Origin of the sequence: Lacticaseibacillus chiayiensis, from assembly GCF_004123795.1 — a bacterium.
GTDB lineage: Bacteria > Bacillota > Bacilli > Lactobacillales > Lactobacillaceae > Lacticaseibacillus > Lacticaseibacillus chiayiensis.
In genome coordinates, this window is sequence record NZ_MSSM01000021.1 from 57407 (window position 1) to 73502 (window position 16096).

General features: G+C 45.2%; 12 protein-coding genes and 1 other RNA gene. 3 read left to right on the forward strand and 10 right to left on the reverse strand.

The window, feature by feature from the left end:
- Nucleotides 1–39 precede the first annotated feature (39 nt).
- Nucleotides 40–2211, forward strand: a complete 2172-nt coding sequence (nrdE, locus tag BVJ53_RS08715; protein WP_129302075.1) for a class 1b ribonucleoside-diphosphate reductase subunit alpha — start codon at nt 40–42, stop codon at nt 2209–2211.
- 53 nt (nt 2212–2264) lie between these two features.
- On the forward strand, nt 2265–3245 hold the full coding sequence (gene nrdF, locus BVJ53_RS08720; protein ID WP_129302076.1) for a class 1b ribonucleoside-diphosphate reductase subunit beta: 981 nt from the start codon (nt 2265–2267) through the stop codon (nt 3243–3245).
- A 153-nt stretch (nt 3246–3398) separates the two neighbouring features.
- Here the strand turns inward: nrdF and BVJ53_RS08725 are convergent, their stop codons facing one another.
- Together BVJ53_RS08725 and BVJ53_RS08730 are read right to left on the reverse strand one after the other, a co-directional pair.
- On the reverse strand, nt 3399–4301 hold the full coding sequence (locus BVJ53_RS08725; protein WP_129302077.1) for a LysR family transcriptional regulator: 903 nt from the start codon (nt 4299–4301) through the stop codon (nt 3399–3401).
- 229 nt (nt 4302–4530) lie between these two features.
- Complete coding sequence (locus BVJ53_RS08730; RefSeq protein WP_129302078.1) at nt 4531–6435, reverse strand: M13 family metallopeptidase; 1905 nt, start codon at nt 6433–6435, stop codon at nt 4531–4533.
- Between the two features lie 696 nt (nt 6436–7131).
- On the opposite strand from BVJ53_RS08730, the gene BVJ53_RS08735 reads away from it, so the two are divergent.
- Nucleotides 7132–8145: a lipoate--protein ligase gene (locus tag BVJ53_RS08735; protein ID WP_129302079.1), complete on the forward strand. Its 1014-nt coding sequence runs from the start codon at nt 7132–7134 to the stop codon at nt 8143–8145.
- A gap of 240 nt (nt 8146–8385) precedes the next feature.
- Here BVJ53_RS08735 and BVJ53_RS08740 read toward each other — a convergent pair whose 3' ends face one another.
- From BVJ53_RS08740 to gpsB, 8 genes are all read right to left on the reverse strand, one after another.
- Entirely contained in the window at nt 8386–9891 is a 1506-nt protein-coding gene (locus tag BVJ53_RS08740; protein ID WP_129302080.1) for an ATP-binding cassette domain-containing protein, read from the reverse strand.
- Nucleotides 9885–10760, reverse strand: coding sequence for an ATP-binding cassette domain-containing protein (locus BVJ53_RS15330; protein WP_238150158.1), 876 nt, complete (start codon nt 10758–10760; stop codon nt 9885–9887). Before BVJ53_RS15330 ends, BVJ53_RS08740 begins: the two co-directional genes overlap by 7 nt.
- A gap of 68 nt (nt 10761–10828) precedes the next feature.
- Entirely contained in the window at nt 10829–11587 is a 759-nt protein-coding gene (locus BVJ53_RS15335) for an ABC transporter transmembrane domain-containing protein (protein ID WP_238150159.1), read from the reverse strand.
- 707 nt (nt 11588–12294) lie between these two features.
- Nucleotides 12295–12522: a hypothetical protein gene (locus tag BVJ53_RS08750; RefSeq protein ID WP_129302081.1), complete on the reverse strand. Its 228-nt coding sequence runs from the start codon at nt 12520–12522 to the stop codon at nt 12295–12297.
- Between the two features lie 133 nt (nt 12523–12655).
- On the reverse strand, nt 12656–13591 hold the full coding sequence (locus BVJ53_RS08755; protein ID WP_129302082.1) for a phosphoglycerate dehydrogenase: 936 nt from the start codon (nt 13589–13591) through the stop codon (nt 12656–12658).
- A 3-nt stretch (nt 13592–13594) separates the two neighbouring features.
- Complete coding sequence (locus BVJ53_RS08760; RefSeq protein WP_129302083.1) at nt 13595–14746, reverse strand: THUMP domain-containing class I SAM-dependent RNA methyltransferase; 1152 nt, start codon at nt 14744–14746, stop codon at nt 13595–13597.
- Nucleotides 14747–15318: 572 nt separating this feature from the next.
- Nucleotides 15319–15684, reverse strand: an RNA gene (gene rnpB, locus BVJ53_RS08770) — RNase P RNA component class B.
- 12 nt (nt 15685–15696) lie between these two features.
- Nucleotides 15697–16095, reverse strand: a complete 399-nt coding sequence (gpsB, locus tag BVJ53_RS08775) for a cell division regulator GpsB (RefSeq protein WP_010488257.1) — start codon at nt 16093–16095, stop codon at nt 15697–15699.
- Between the last annotated feature and the right edge of the window lies 1 nt (nt 16096).

Below are 16096 nucleotides of genomic sequence, written 5' to 3' on the forward strand. Positions count from 1 at the left end.
AGCGAATGAAGCTAAATTGCAGTGAAAGCAGGGATTAGTATGTCATTAAAAACAATCAGTCCGGACGAGGTTACTTATTACGCCCTTAACAACGAGATCAATATTCCCGTTAACGACCAAATTCCGCTTAATAAGGATAAGGAAGCGTTACAGGCCTTTTTGACCGAGAATGTGGCCCCAAATACGATGAAATTTTCATCGTTGCAGGAGCGGCTGAATTATTTAGTCGATCACCATTACTATGAAGCCGATTTTTTGAAAAAGTACCAGCCGGCCTTCTTGGAAAAGCTGGATCGGTTTCTGACGGCCCAGCATTTTCAGTTTAAGTCCTTTATGGCGGCCTATAAGTATTACGCTCAGTATGCGTTAAAGACCGACGATGGCACTCAATATCTTGAAGATTACAAAGATCGGGTATTTGCCAATGCGCTCTTCTTTGCGGATGGTGATGAGCAGTTGGCAATTGACCTGGCGGATGAAATGATCCATCAGCGCTATCAACCTGCTACCCCTTCGTTTCTGAATGCTGGTCGGGCACGCCGCGGTGAATTGGTGTCCTGCTTTCTGCTGCAAATTACCGACGATATGAATTCAATTGGCCGCGCAATTAACTCTGCTCTTGAGTTATCGCGAATCGGTGGCGGGGTTGGCCTGACGCTCTCAAACCTGCGTGAAGCCGGTGCGCCAATTAAAGGCATTGACGGTGCTGCAAGTGGCGTACTGCCGGTTATGAAGTTGCTGGAAGATTCTTTTTCCTACAGCAATCAGTTAGGCCAGCGTCAAGGTGCCGGTGTGGTTTATTTGAATGTCTTCCATCCCGATATCATCAGTTTCCTGGGTGCCAAGAAGGAAAACGCAGATGAAAAGTATCGCGTGAAGACGCTTAGCCTCGGCGTGATTGTGCCCGACAAGTATTATGAGCTGATTAAGGCCAATGCCGATATGTATCTCTTCTCCCCTTATTCGGTTGAACGGGCTTACGGCAAACCATTTTCGTATGTGGACATTACCAAAGAATACGACAATATGGTGGCTAATCCGGCAATCAAGAAATATAAGATCAAGGCGCGCGATCTGGAAAACGAAATTTCCAAACTGCAGCAGGAATCTGGCTATCCTTACATCATCAACATCGACACGGCCAACAATGCGAGCCCGATCGATGGCAAAATCATTATGAGCAACCTCTGCTCGGAAATCATGCAGGTTCAGGTGCCGTCGAAGCTGAACAACAAGCAGGAATATGAAGTTTTAGGGACAGATGTTTCCTGCAACCTGGGCAGTACGAATATTCCTAACTTGATGCACAGTCGCGATTTTGGTCATAGTGTTGAAGCCATGGTGCGCGCGCTCACCTATGTCACCGATCACAGCAATATTGACGTTGTGCCATCTGTTCAGCATGGCAATCGCCAAGCACACAGCATTGGCCTTGGCGCGATGGGCTTGCACACGTACTTTGCTAAGAATCATATGTATTATGGGTCACCGGAAAGTCTTGATTTCACCAACATCTATTTCTTGTTGCTGAATTACTACACGTTGAAGGCATCCAACAAGATTGCTAAAGAACGTGGCGAGTCCTTCCATAATTTTGAAAACAGTAAATACGCTGATGGCAGTTATTTTGACAAGTATATCCAGCAATCATGGGTACCTAAGTACGACAAGGTGCGTGATTTGTTCAAGGATGTCCACATTCCGACCCAAGCCGACTGGGAAGCCCTTAAGGAAAGCGTCATGAAGGACGGCTTGTATCATCAAAATCGGATGGCTGTGGCCCCTAATGGCTCGATCAGCTACATCAACGACACGAGTGCCTCCTTGCAGCCAATTGTTAACCGGATTGAGGATCGTCAAGAGAAGAAAATCGGCACCATTTACTACCCAGCCCCTGGTTTGTCGAATGACACCATGCCTTACTATCAAAGTGCCTACGACATCGACATGCGTAAAGTCATTGATGTTTATGCCGCTGCCCAACAACACGTTGACCAAGGGATGGCGATGACTTTGTTCATGCGCAGCACCATTCCCGCTGGCCTTTATCCGTGGAAAGACGGCCGAACCAACAAGATGACGACGCGAGATTTGAACATTTTGCGGAACTACGCCCATCACAAAGGCCTCAAGTCGATTTACTACATCCGGACTTACACCGATGACCAGGAAGAAATCGGCAGCAACGCTTGTGAAAGTTGCTCAATTTGATGATCTTTTAACAGGGGGATCTCCCCTGTTTTTACATACGAGGAGCGAAAAATATGGCAAAACAATATATTGCAATTAACTGGAATGCGATTGAAGATGAAGTCGACAAAGCCACTTGGGAAAAGTTGACGGAACAATTCTGGCTCGACACCCGGATCCCCCTCTCCAACGATTTAGACGATTGGCGCTCGTTAAGTCCTGATGAACAGTGGGTTGTCGGGCATGTCTTCGGCGGTCTGACCTTGCTGGATACCCTGCAGAGTCAAGACGGCATGGCAAGTTTGCGGCAGAATATTCGGACTCAGCAGGAAACGGCGGTTTTGAACAACATTCAGTTCATGGAAAGTGTTCATGCCAAGAGTTATTCATCGATTTTCTCTACACTGAACACGCCGGCCGAAATCGACGAAATCTTTGACTGGACGAATCATAACGAACATCTTCAGTACAAAGCCAACAAGATCAATGACATTTACCACAACGGTTCGGCGTTGCAGAAGAAAATTGCCAGTGTCTTTTTGGAGACTTTCTTATTTTATTCAGGCTTCTTCACCCCGTTGTACTACTTGGGCAACAACAAGCTGACCAATGTGGCGGAGATCATTAAGCTGATCATTCGGGATGAAAGTGTCCACGGTACTTATATTGGCTATAAATTCCAGTTAGGCTTCAATGAGCTGCCTGAAAATGAACAGCAGAAATTGCAGGATTGGATGTACGATCTACTGTACGATTTGTACGAAAATGAAGAAAAGTATACGAATGATCTGTACGCCAAAACCAAATGGACGGACGAGGTTTTGACTTTCCTGCGCTACAATGCCAATAAAGCGCTCATGAATTTAGGCCAGGAAACGGCCTTTCAGGATACGGCTGACGATGTGAATCCGATTGTCATGAACGGTATTTCAACGTCAACTGCCAACCACGACTTCTTCTCCCAGGTTGGTAACGGTTATCGTTTGGGCCAGGTCGAAGCCATGCAGGATGACGATTATTCATTTTCAACCGAGGATGAAGGCCGCGATAAGTAAAATGTAAGTGAGCGCTATCCTCAATGGAAAACCGGCTCTAGATGCCTCGCAGATTTGCGACGTATCTAGAGCCGGTTTTTTAAGTGCCCGATTTCTTTTAGCTGAAGCTATCGATAAATGACGTAGATTTGGGCGCTGTCACTTCTGACTTGGTTAGTTACGAGTTAGCTTACTGTTTTTTTGGTTATCGACGGCTTCGTGGACAAGGCCTAAGAAGCGTTGGGCGATGCGTGACAATTCGCGATCCCGCTTCCACACCAGCGTAATCGGATCGGCCAGTGCAGGTGCTAAAGGCCGAAACGTCAAGGAAGTGTTCGAGGTTTGTGTTGCCAGATATTCAAGACATAAAGCGCGTCCCAATCCAACCGTGGTCATCCCTAAAGCATCAGCAGTCAAATCGTAAGTTCCGACAATATTAGCCGGATCAAGACCTTGCCCTAACCAGTGCTCATAGGCGTTGCGAATATGGGTTGCTCGTGGAAAAATCAACTCGCTGTCCGTGAGATCATTGGGTGTGATAAGAAGGTTATCAGTTAGCGGATCATCCGTGGTCATCAAAATCCCCCAAGCATCCCGAACTGGCAGAAGCAGACTTTCATACTGGGGCTGCTCTTTTCCCGGGCGTAGGATAAAGTCATACATCCCGGCTTCCAGGTTCGCAATCAGACTATCCTCGGAGCCATAAGTCACATGGACGTGCAAACTGGGGTATTGGTGGCGAAGTGACTGCGAGACTTGCAACATCAACCGCTTGGCACTGGTTTCTCCGGCACCGATATATAGATCGCCGCCGAGCGTATGCTTGCCTTGCAAATTGTTTTTCGTTCGTTCGGCAATGGCCGTTAGCTCACGGGCGCGGTTCAATAAATAAGTGCCGTCTTCGGTGAGGCTGACATGCCGATTGCCGCGCACAAGCAATTTGACGCCAAGCTCTTTTTCCAAATCTTTCAGTTGTCGCGATAACGCCGGTTGTGAAATACCCAGTGTTCTGGCGGCAGCCGTAATATTGCCCTGATCGGCGATTTCGATAAAGTTACGCAACGTCTGCAGTTCCATAAGCTCCCCTACTTCCTATCAGTTCTCATTATTGCTGGCAGATTCCTATAACAATTATAGCCTATCAAGAGCAACTTGTATTCCCTTTCACGTACCTTCGTTCAACTCATCACGGTTTCGATTCGTGCTGATGCTGGATTTCATTCTTTGGAGCTGGACTTTTGTTGGCGGAAGGCCCATCAAAGCTATTTTAAAAAAGCACCGACTCAATGAGCCGATGCTAAAAGTGTTACCAGATTTGAACGCGTTTTTCCGGTGGCAGATACATACCGTCGCCGGGTTGAACATCGAAAGTTGTATACCAGTCATCCAGATTACGTGGTTGGATGTTGGCACGAAGCTCATGTGGTGCGTGAACATCAATCGCCAGCAACATTTTGGCGCGTTCTAGGCGAGACTTGGAACGCCAGATGCGCGCCCAGTTGATGAAAAAGGCCCGTAGATCGGCATCGGGTTCGCGCTTAGCAGTATCCAAAGCCGCCGCCAAACCACCAGCATCGGCAATATTCTCCGACACAACCAATTTGCCATTCACCTTACCTGCTGCCGTTTCGAGACCGTCGAATTCGTCAATCATGTCTTTGGTCAGCTCGTTGAAGTGGGCATAATCCGCTTTTTGCCACCAGTTGACCATGTTACCAAACTCATCGAACTGGGCGCCATTATTGTCGAACCCGTGGGAAATTTCGTGCGCGATCACGGCCCCAATGCCCCCTAGATTTTGTGAGGCACTTTGTTTCAATGAATAAAATGGTGCCTGAAGAATTGCAGCTGGGAACGTGATGTCATTTTTTGACGGATCGTAGCTGGCATTGACCAAGTGACCGGGCATATTCCAGACAGTGCGATCAACCGGTTTGCCCAGCTTGTCGTAGTTATACTGTTGCTGAACGAGCTGCATCGCTTTTAAATTCTCGACTAAGGATTTTTGTGCATCAACGTGAAGCAAATCGTAAAGTGCCTCAGGTTTGTCCGGATAGCCCATTTTGAGCACCATCTTGTCGAGCTTAAGAATGGCTTTGTCTTTCGTCGGTTGTGACAGCCAATCGGAATTTGCCAAGCGCCGTTTGTAAGTAGCAATCATTTTCTCAACCAATTGTGTCACGTCAGCCTTCGCTTTTTCGCCAAAATAGGTGCGGCCATAGTAAATGCCAATTGGTTCGCTGAAATACGCATTGGCAACGCGGTAGGCATGCTTATCTTGATTCGGCGATTTAGGTGCCCCCGATAATGCACGGTTGTAAGTGCCGCCTAACTGACGAAGAGGTTCACTTAAAAAGCCGGACAAGCTGTCGAGGTTTAGTACATAAAGCCAGTCGCGGTAGTTGGCAAAATTGGCTTCATTGAACAATTGGCCAAATTCATCCAAAAAGCGCGGATCAGCGACCACGATGGTATCCGGAACCGTTTTAAAAATGGCCTTCAAGAAGCCTTCAAATTCAAATGGTTTAAGCTTCTCAATGACCGTGGTTGTTGGCATTGGATTATAAGCTTTCGGATAATCGGCCCACTCCTCGGAACTTTTGACGTGTTTGGCAATTTCGGCATCAAATGCAAGCGCACCGGCCAGCGTTGCCTTTTGCGCTGCCTCATCAAGATCGGTGTATGCCAATAATTTGGTCATCATGTCTTTGAAAATGCCAAGCAGTTGCGCACCGTTTTGATTATCTTTGGCGTAATAAGACGTGTCTGGCAAGATCGTCTTCGGCCCCATGAGATTAATCACATTTTTGCTGGTGTCCTTCATATCGGCGTCGACGTAAAAATTAAATGGCGGATCAATGAGGTGTTGTTGAAGCAATTCGGCAGCACGGTTATTGTAATCGGCTAGATCCTTGATGTCGAAAACGCGATGCAGTGTCGGCAAAGCCGGTTCGAACCCGGCAGCGTCCCGCGTCTTAAAATCCTTGGCCTGTCGATAAAGCGTCACTGCTTGGGCAAAGTATTTGTCCGGCGCTTCTTTTTTACCGTTAGCGACAGCGGCAAAATCAGCCATCATTTTTGCTTCTACTTCGTCGGCCAAATCCTGAAAGCCGCCGGTACTGCTTTTGTCATCGGGAATGACTGCTTGATCCATCCAAGCCCCATTCACCGCTCGATATAGATCATCTTGGTAGCGCACTTCACTCGTCATTAGAAAAGCTCCTTTCGTTATGAAACGATATGACATAAGCTTAACGCATTTCTCATTTACTTGCACGGGAAATCAGTTAGCCGTATGGTTTGCGGGTAAATAAAGGTTTATATAAAATTAGAAATTCTGCAACTTTTAACAAAGGGTAACAGAAACCCTTTAACCGGTGAGTGTCCATAAAACATTTTGTGAAACCGATTTCATTTAAGATAACAAGTTGTTTGCAATCGAAATCGCTTTCTTTTTAATCATTAACTCGCTAAAATAGGGCATGTACCAAAACGACCCTGACAACATTTGTCCGGGATACGAGATCGGACGTTTCACCGGCGCAGGAACCTGCATGTAAGGATCTTGGTCGCAATGGCCAAGCCCGGGCCATCACGCCCAAGGCCACTTACACTCCGGCTCCTAACCGCGCTGGTTCACGCTCACCATAACGCGTTCACCGGCGCAGGAGCCTGCATGTAAGGACCTTGGTCGCAATGGCCAAGCCCGGGCCATCACGCCCAAGGCCACTTACACTCCGGCTCCTAACCGCGCCGGCTCACGCTCACCATAACGCGTTCACCGGCGCAGGAGCCTGCATGTAAGGACCTTGGTCGCAATGGCCAAGCCCGGGCCATCACGCCCAAGGCCACTTACACTCCGGCTCCTAACCGCGCCGGCTCACGCTCACAAGGAGGAAACCAATAGATGTATTATGTCATTATGAAGTCTCACGATATTCGGGAGAATTTGGCGACGGAGCAGTATTTGATGAATGCCAAACAGTTCGATGAACCACTGCTGCTTTTTTATTATGAAAAGCCGAGTGTGATTGTCGGGCGCAACCAGAACACGCTGGAAGAATTGAATCAAAAATATGTTGAGGAACACAATATTGTCGTGACGCGGCGCTTGTCCGGCGGTGGTGCGGTTTACCACGATTTGGGCAATTTGTGCTTCTCGTTTGTGGTCGATAGTGATTCTGAGGAATTCGGTGACTTCAAGTCCTTTACCCAGCCAATCGTGGATGCCATTCACACATTGGGCGCCACGAGTGCTGAAGTTTCCGGGCGCAATGACATGCTGGTTGATGGCAAGAAGTTCTCCGGCAGTGCCATGTATACACGTAATGGTAAGACCTTCTCGCATGGTACGTTAATGCTGGACGTTGACATGAGTGTCATCCCTAATGTCCTCAATGTGCCGGAAGACAAGATTAAGAGTAAGGGCATCAAATCTGTTAAAAGTCGTGTGACTAATTTGCGTCCTTACCTCGACAAAAAGTACCAGGATCTGACGGTACCTGAATTTCGCGATATCCTGTTGACTCGGCTGTTTGGCGTCGACGATGTTGCTGAGATTAAAGACAAGGAATATCACGTTACTGACGCCGACCAAGTCGAAATCAAGAAGATTTACGACGATGTTTACAACAACTGGGACTGGGTATACGGTCACAGCCCAGAATTCACGACTAAGAAGCGCAAGCATTTTGACTATGGTACGATTGATGCCCGCTTTGATATTAAAGACGGCAAGATCGCAAACGTTAAGTTCTATGGTGACTTCTTTGGACCTAAGGATGTTGCTGACGTCACCACTGCTTTGAAAGACAAGCCGTATACGTCTCAGGCAGTTAAGGAGACCTTGGATGGTATTAACACTAATGATTACTTCACCAATATTCCTAAAGATGACGTCATCAACTTGTTGGTACCTTAAGCATCAATCAGTTCAATATTTTCAAAAAGGGGCAGCCATTTTACCGGCTGCCCCTTTTGTTGACGCCCTCTTAGTAACTCTTCCCGATCGAGTTTGACTTGGCCAATTTCTGGATATTTTCTAACATTAAAAACATCTCATAATATTTAATAAGGTTAGTTTAGCGCGATGGCTAAGGGTTAAAATCCGTGGAGTTATTGACGGCTCACAATTATATCCCGCTAATATCAGTTCCTTCACTTATAATCTAAAAACAATATCTGCTTGTTTTTTTATCCAATCTTGATCCGCGGTAAGAATAATGATATACCGATTGTCTTTTAACCAAGTCAGGATTTTTTGACTTCTAGCCACATCGATAACATCAAAAGGTCTGTCTAAAATTAAAAGCTTGCTGTTGAGAGCTGCTCTTGCTAAAGCAATCCGTAGCTTTTCACCAGTTGAAATCTTGGTTGCATTGATTTGTAAATCACTCTTAAATCGTGCGGAAAGCCCTAGAATTTCTAATAAGTCTTGTTTCAACACGCGTTCGCTAGGCTTAATTGTCTGGGTGACATCAGGATCTGGAAATAAATGAATATTATTATATAAGGATTCATGAAAAACATAAGGGTTTTCTGGTAGATATCCAACTGAATGGTTTGATGAGTCAAAACCATTTGTATCAATGTTTAAGTATTGTTCCGGTGCATGAGCTAGTTCTCGTAGTAATCTGCTTTTACCACTTGTATTATTACCAACGATGCAGAGGATATCACCCTCTTGTAATGCAGCGTTGCCCTCCTTGAATTCTGTCTTGAATCGTTTCAGTACCTTTTCATATTCAGGATTCGGGTGATTCACACGAAGCAATAACTGACCAATCTTATTATCAACAAATCTGATCCTTTGTAACAATTCAATTGTTTGGCTTGAAATGGTAACAAAGTCAAAGCCTGGAGCTATATAGGTTAAAAACAGCGCTATTGTTCCTGGTGAGATGCTATTCGTCCGGTTAGCAACAAATAGAGTAAGTGCAATCGCTAGCATATTGACGAATGAAATGACATTATTCAAAAATGACGCATAAGTTGCTTGCTTTAAACTGTTTATTACTTGTACCTTGTTTTGCTTATCAAAAGCTGACTGGGAATGGAGTTTGCCAAGAAATCGCATATACTTGTAGTTAGTAATTATATCAAACATTAAACCAAAGTACTTGAGTGAAGCTTTTCTTGCCTGCCGATACAAAACTTCATTATATCGTTGTGCAAGGATAACAACGGTTTGCACAATGATCAATGGGATAATGACAGTGATTGTTAATGGGCGGCTGTATGAAAACAAAATGATTAGAGAGCCAATCAAGAATATTAATTTTACACACAGATCTGTCAGTGTTAATGCTGCAAAATCAATTGAGGGAAGATCAACATTAACCACATTCAAGAGATCTGAGGCAGGTGTCGCCCCAATGTCTTTCAATTTTGAGAATAGATTATTAATAAATCTTTTGTCCGTATTAAATGTGATTTTCGCGTCTAATAAACCATACTGATTTCGTGACATATTGATGACAATCACTACGCCTATGTAAAGTGCAACGGTCATCCAAAACACTGAACCATGATATACAGCTAACTCATCGAAAGCCTTCTTTTGAATCAAACCGATGACAAGGGGTGAGGATTCTTGAATCAAAGAAAACAACATCAGTGCTGCAATTAATTTTTTTCTTTCAAAAAAGACTTTACGTATTTTCAACATGTTGTAGTGCCCTCATAAACAGCTTCCCAGTCGGCTAACTGTGAGAAATAAGTGATTTCACCGTTCGCTATAGAATAGACATGATCGGCAAACAGAAGCCGATCAGACTTGTGCGAAATTACAATTACTTTTATTTTATGACTAGTTGCGTAAGATCGTAGCAAGTTTGAAATATCACTAAAACGTTCATTGTCTAAAGAACTCAAAGTTTCATCCATGATGATGAAGTCCTTTTCTTCCAGTAATGCCCGTAAAATTAATAATAGTTGTCGGTCGCCATCTGCGATCTTGTCGATGTTTTCTCCCTCCGACCCTACTTTTTTTGATAAGGTTGTGCGTAGATAGTCCAACATAGGCATGGGAACGTGCAAACGAGCAAGGTGTTCCCATGCAGTTTCTTGTCCGGTTAATGGCGCAAAACCTTGCAAGTTATTTTCAATCGAGGCATGGAAGAGGGCTTGATCGACGGAAACATAGGAAACATTTTCGCCCATAGCAGTACTCGAGATCTTTGAAATAGGAACATTAGCGTAGTTAATATAACCCCCATACTGCCATTGCAACCCTACAATCGCTTTTGCAAGGGTACTTTTACCTGATCCTGAAACGCCTGACAGACCAATGATTTGTCCGGGGGAAATTACCATATCAGCTTGCTTTAGTACTTGGTGATTAAAGTTTTTCAAGTTGTTAATATGCACGTGTATGGTTGGCTCGTTGGGATAGTTCCCGTCCGCATCAACCTCTTTAAAACTATTCTCTACCTCCAATAAGTTGCTAAGAGCCCCTTTGAGGTATTGAAAATTATTGGAGTGAAATTGGATGTTTTCTAATGGCGACTGGATTCTGTTGCTATAGTCAATCATCATGTACACCGTTCCTAATCCAATAATACCCTGTAAAAAAAAGTAGCCACCCAATGCTAACGAGGCGATCTCTAAGAAAGCAATGAGAACCAAAGCTGCAATCCATAATCTATAGAAAAACTTTGAGCATGTAACTTTAGCGGGAGTATCTTATCGTATTGCTTGTTGAACCACGAAATGACGCGATTTGAAACATTCATCGGAACAACATCATTATAATTAACGAAGACGTCTTGAAGATAATTTGAAGTCTCTGCCTCCTTACTTCTCAGTGCGGGAATAGTCTCGTTCCCCTTCGTGTTGAAGTGTTTCAATATGAGTATCGAAATTAATATGTACATCGTAAACATAGCGCCAATGAATAGAGACTGGTAAAGCAATATTGAAATAATTGTCACGACTTGAATAACATCAGACCAAACAGGAATCAAAGTCTGCTGGCAGAAGACACGGCACTGATCAATGTCTTTTGTTAGTCGATCATTCAAGTCGCCTGTTTGAAGCATCTCGCCATCAACGACTTCATTTCCAAATGAAATTAATTTGAGGTAAGCTTTTCGAATTCGATGCGACATCTTCAAAAAAACACGATACGAGAACGCGGTAAATACTGTTCGGCCAATCAACAGTGATAGGCCGAAAGCCAAATAGATTTTAAAACTATGGGTTACATTAGCGCTCCCAGTTTTCGTAATACCATTTATCATTCTTTGAACGAAGATCTCTGAATAAACAGAACTAGTGCTCAGTGCCAATGACATGACCAGTATGAGGCATAATGTCATTAGACTGCGTTTACCGATGATCTCTGATTTAAGTATTTTTGGCATAATTATCACCCTAATTAAGTAGGTTAAAAAATTGCGCTTGTAACATATCTTTAAGCAATGAGATCTATTAGTTTGGCAATGGGAACTTGCAGGACAGCGTCCATAAAGCTTGTCTTGCTCGGCAGTTTCCATTTGAGCGATCTTTTTAATCCCTTAATGAGCAAATCTTAAAGGCGCCTGCGCTTTTGCTCCTCAAAATATGCTTTAATCGCTATCTAATTTTTTATTGTTTAATTATATTCAGATTATCATCGCGATTCTCACAAGTCAACTACTTAAATTATAATTTTAAAATTCATTTTTCTCCATAATTTAACTTATGCATCAGTGTCTGACATTCTAAATTTTAGGTACCACAATTATGGGCATTCGTGTCGATCCTCTGTCTGCCTCAAGAAATGACGTAATATGCGAAAAAATATCTTTAAATTGGGAATTTAAAAAAATGATCGAACACACCTTACTCGATCGTTTTTTGAAACAGAGATTTATACTGCTACTATCACTGCAAAAATTTTTACCAACTCACATAAACGTAAACGGATCTGTGGACTGTTTCGACGGAATCACTTTAACATCTTAGCCTTCAGCTTTTGCTCATCCATAAATTAACCCGTCAGATTCGATTCAGTAGTCGTTCATTGTTTTTTTAAAAAAGGGGCAGCCATTTTACCGGCCGCCCCTTTATCTACGCCTCGTCGGAAGCGTTAATTATATTTAATTTGGCTAATGGCGTACGCCTGAATTCGTTTAGCTCCTCGCCCAGTTGCGACCGTAATGACGCCGCGTTCGTTGTATGGCTTAACTTTTGCCGCTTTAATGTCGACGACGCGGCCCTTTAGGCAATGCCGATCGATCGTATCGATTGCAACCTCGTGCTGTGAGTGTAAAGCATCTTGAAGCAAGTTGGTAATTTCTTCCGGGCGTTGTGCCATAAGAATTCCTCCTTCATCTTCATGCCGTCTAAAATGCTGACGGCAACTGTTTCAACGCGTATTGCCGGTTTGCCAAGCAATACAGTAACTGAAAACGGTTACGAGTCCAGTATAACGGTTGCCGGACTAAATTTCAGTAGCCCCGGCTCAGATCGACTTGGTGACTTGCTAATTGACCGCGTGATACCAAGGATTGGAGGTTTTCATTAAAAATTTTAAAAACTTGATCGCGCAAATGAGGAACAGTGCCGGATATGTGAGGCGTCAACAAAACCTGATCCATGTCCCAAAGTGGTGAGGTCTGTGGCAATGGCTCGGGATCAACCACATCAAGGACAGCGGCACGCAATTGTTGAGCTTGCAGCGCTTGAACGAGTGCCGTTGTTTCGACGGATGCACCGCGACCGATGTTAACGAAAAGTGGCTGCCGATCCAGAGCGGCAAAAAATTTGGCGTTATAAAAATATCTGGTAGCAGGCGTGAGCGGTAATGCGTTAATCACGATGTCAGCGGTGCGAATTACCCGCGTCATCTCAGCATCGGTCACCACATCATCGAAACCGGCTGCAGGCCGACCATGGGCACTGACGCCAATCGTATGCAGTCCTAAAGCGTGCAACTTGGCAGCGATCGTTGAGCCAATATGGCCGGTTCCGAAAATAACAACCGTTAGCCCATTCAGTAGCGTCATCGGCGGCCGTTCCTGACGCAGTGACCACATTTGGCGCCCTGCGCGAATCGCCGGTAGTATGCCGCGACTGATAGTGAACAAAGCGCCAAGCACATATTCAGCGATCGGTTCTGCGTGAATGCCACTGGTGTTAGCCAACAAGACGTGGTGCTTGGCAAATTCAGCGAGCGGTAAATAGTCAACACCGGCGGACATCGCCTGGACAAACTGCAAATGGTCAAAATTGACCGTTGCAGAGACTGTATGCCAGCCGTAAATGACATCGATTTGCTGGGCGGTCGTTGCATCCAGTTGATCTTCTTCGATCACGGTATGCCCAGCGTTTTCCAATGCCTGGCGTTGCGCTGGTTCGAGACTGAAGCTATTTAGAATCTTCATGATTCATCCCTCTTTTTTGTCATGATGATGCCAATTGGGTTTACCCCAATACTGGAAAAGATCGGTTCGGATAGTGCCATTGTACAGTTTACGGCGTTTGGTCGCTTTACTGCCATAGGCTTTCTCAAAGCCCATATCACTCGTTAGAATATATTTACTCCAGGTGGTCAAAGGCGCAAATGCATGACCCATTTCCGCGTACAGCTGGCGGACAGCCGCTTGGTCACTTAGACGTTGGCCATAAGGCGGATTAGCCACAATGACACCATTTTCTTTGGTAGTCGCAAAGTCTTTAATCGCCAATTGTTTAAACTGAATACTATGAAGTAAACCTGCTTGCTGGGCGTTTAACTTTGCCATGTCAATCATGTCACCGTTAATGTCACTTGCCTGAATATCAAGTTCTCGGTCAAAATCTGCCTGATCCATAGCCTGATCTTTGGTAGTCTGCAACACGTTTTGATCAAAAAAGCCGAAGTTTTCAAAGGCGAAGTGCCGTTGTAAGCCCGGCGCTAGATGGTGGCCAATCAAAGCCGCTTCAATCGCGATGGTTCCAGAACCGGTTGTAGGGTCGACAAACGGCATATCTGGATGCCAGTTGGTGAGCAAGACCAATGCCGCCGCAAAGTTTTCTTTCAGCGGTGCCTCCCCTTTGGCAATCCGGTAGCCGCGTTTAAATAAGCTAGGGCCAGTCGTATCCAAAGTCAGCGTTGCCACGTCTTTTAAAATCGAAACTTCAAGCGGATACTTAGCTCCGGTTTCGGGTAAACGGGTGGTGCGGTGGTAAACGCCTGACATTTTCTCGACAATTGCCTTTTTGGTAATGGCTTGTGCATCAGGCTCAGAATGCAGCTGTGAGCGAACCGCCCGGCCTTCAACCGGGAACGCCGCATCCAGTGGCAAATACTGATCCCACGGCAACGCCTTGACGCCTTCAAACAATTCATCGAAAGTGCGCGCCTTAAACTGACCGACCACGATTTTGATTCGATCGGCACTACGCAACCAGACGTTGGTTAAGGCAATGGTTTGATCATCGCCTTGAAAATACACTTTGCCATTTTCGGTTCGGGTCTCAATGCCCAGTGCTTTTAGTTCCTTGGTCGTAACAGCTTCCAGTCCTGCTGCCATGGTTGCGACGAGTTGATATGTCATGACGTGATTTCCTTTCAAAAATGCCAGTTTAAAGAGTGATGTTCAGGTTAAGTTTAACTTTTTTTGGTTGGGTTGGCGATGTTGGATTTGATTTGGGATTTTGGTGAAAGGTGGCTCATTGGAGATTGTTTTATTATAGGCAATTGTGTGGGTAACTTTCGCGTTCTATAACGCGCTCACAGTCGCAGAAATCTGCGTGTAAGGACCTCGAGCGCAATGGCCAAAGGGTGGCGGCTCATTGGAGATTGTTCTATTAAAGGCAATTGCGTGGGTGACTTTCATTTTCTATAACGCGCTTGCCAGCCCAGAAACCTGCGTGTAAGGACCTCGAGCGCAATGGCCAAGGGGTGGCGGCTCATTGGAGATTGTTCTATTAAGGGCAATTGCGTGGGTGACTTTCGCGTTCTATAACGCGCTCGCAGTCGCAGAAATCTGCGTATAAGGACTTCGAACGCAATGGCCAAAGCCCGGCCATCACGTCCGAAGCCACTTATACTCCGATTTCTAAGCGCTCCTGCTCGCGCTCATAAAAAAACAGCCCGAGTTTCCCCGAGCTGTGCCTGCATGTAGATCCCTATAAGCCATGTTTTGTTCCAGAGCCTGTTCAGGCGCAGGTTCCTTCAGTCATCATCTATCTCAGCGTTGCCGCTGTATTGCCGTCGCTTCAGTTTGCTTGGCAAAACGCCCCTACCAAAAGTTTGGGTTACTCGCTCGCGGGGTTTACCCGTTCCACCGTTCAGGTTTTCCTGAACGTTTCGTCACTGTGGCACTTTTCAGACCTACTGGCGCATAGCCGAAGCCTTAGCGCGGTTGGTCGCCGTAACCGTTTGCACGGTCCCTAAGCTTATTGGGCTTAGCACGAACACTACAAGCATCGCAGCTTGTGCGGGCATGGACTTTCCTCAGCCTGCAGGTGCAGGCCGCGATCACTCAGGATCTACATGTGATCATTAATATTGGTCAACGTCGGAATGGCTGTTGTCATCGTGGGTATCAGCGCTACCGCTATCCGACAGCTTCGAACCGAAAACGTGACGTTCCAGATTACTCAGACGTTTAAGAATATCATAATTTGTCGCAGCAGCGTTGGTTTGCGGTGTCTGCGCACTGACATTCTTGGAAACACTCAGCTGTTTGGTCAGCTCATCGACCCGACTAAACAGCTTTGCATTTTCTTCTTTCAGTCGATCAATTTCGTTAGTAAAAGCCTCATAATCACGAATGATGCCGTCTAAAAATTCATCGACTTCATCCGGATCATAACCGCGAACCTTATTTTTGAACTTCTTGTCCAAAATATCTTTAGGTCCGTACTGGATACTAAATTTTGTTTCTTTGTTACTATCCATT

Coding starts and splice junctions, on each gene's coding strand:
- nrdE (WP_129302075.1), top strand. CDS start 40: ATGTCATTAAAAACAATCAGTCCGGACGAGGTTACTTATTACGCCCTT.
- BVJ53_RS15335 (WP_238150159.1), bottom strand. CDS start 11,587: ATGCCAAAAATACTTAAATCAGAGATCATCGGTAAACGCAGTCTAATG.
- BVJ53_RS08725 (WP_129302077.1), bottom strand. CDS start 4,301: ATGGAACTGCAGACGTTGCGTAACTTTATCGAAATCGCCGATCAGGGC.
- BVJ53_RS08750 (WP_129302081.1), bottom strand. CDS start 12,522: ATGGCACAACGCCCGGAAGAAATTACCAACTTGCTTCAAGATGCTTTA.
- BVJ53_RS08735 (WP_129302079.1), top strand. CDS start 7,132: ATGTATTATGTCATTATGAAGTCTCACGATATTCGGGAGAATTTGGCG.
- BVJ53_RS08760 (WP_129302083.1), bottom strand. CDS start 14,746: ATGACATATCAACTCGTCGCAACCATGGCAGCAGGACTGGAAGCTGTT.
- BVJ53_RS08730 (WP_129302078.1), bottom strand. CDS start 6,435: ATGACGAGTGAAGTGCGCTACCAAGATGATCTATATCGAGCGGTGAAT.
- BVJ53_RS08755 (WP_129302082.1), bottom strand. CDS start 13,591: ATGAAGATTCTAAATAGCTTCAGTCTCGAACCAGCGCAACGCCAGGCA.
- gpsB (WP_010488257.1), bottom strand. CDS start 16,095: ATGGATAGTAACAAAGAAACAAAATTTAGTATCCAGTACGGACCTAAA.
- BVJ53_RS15330 (WP_238150158.1), bottom strand. CDS start 10,760: ATGATGATTGACTATAGCAACAGAATCCAGTCGCCATTAGAAAACATC.
- nrdF (WP_129302076.1), top strand. CDS start 2,265: ATGGCAAAACAATATATTGCAATTAACTGGAATGCGATTGAAGATGAA.
- BVJ53_RS08740 (WP_129302080.1), bottom strand. CDS start 9,891: ATGTTGAAAATACGTAAAGTCTTTTTTGAAAGAAAAAAATTAATTGCA.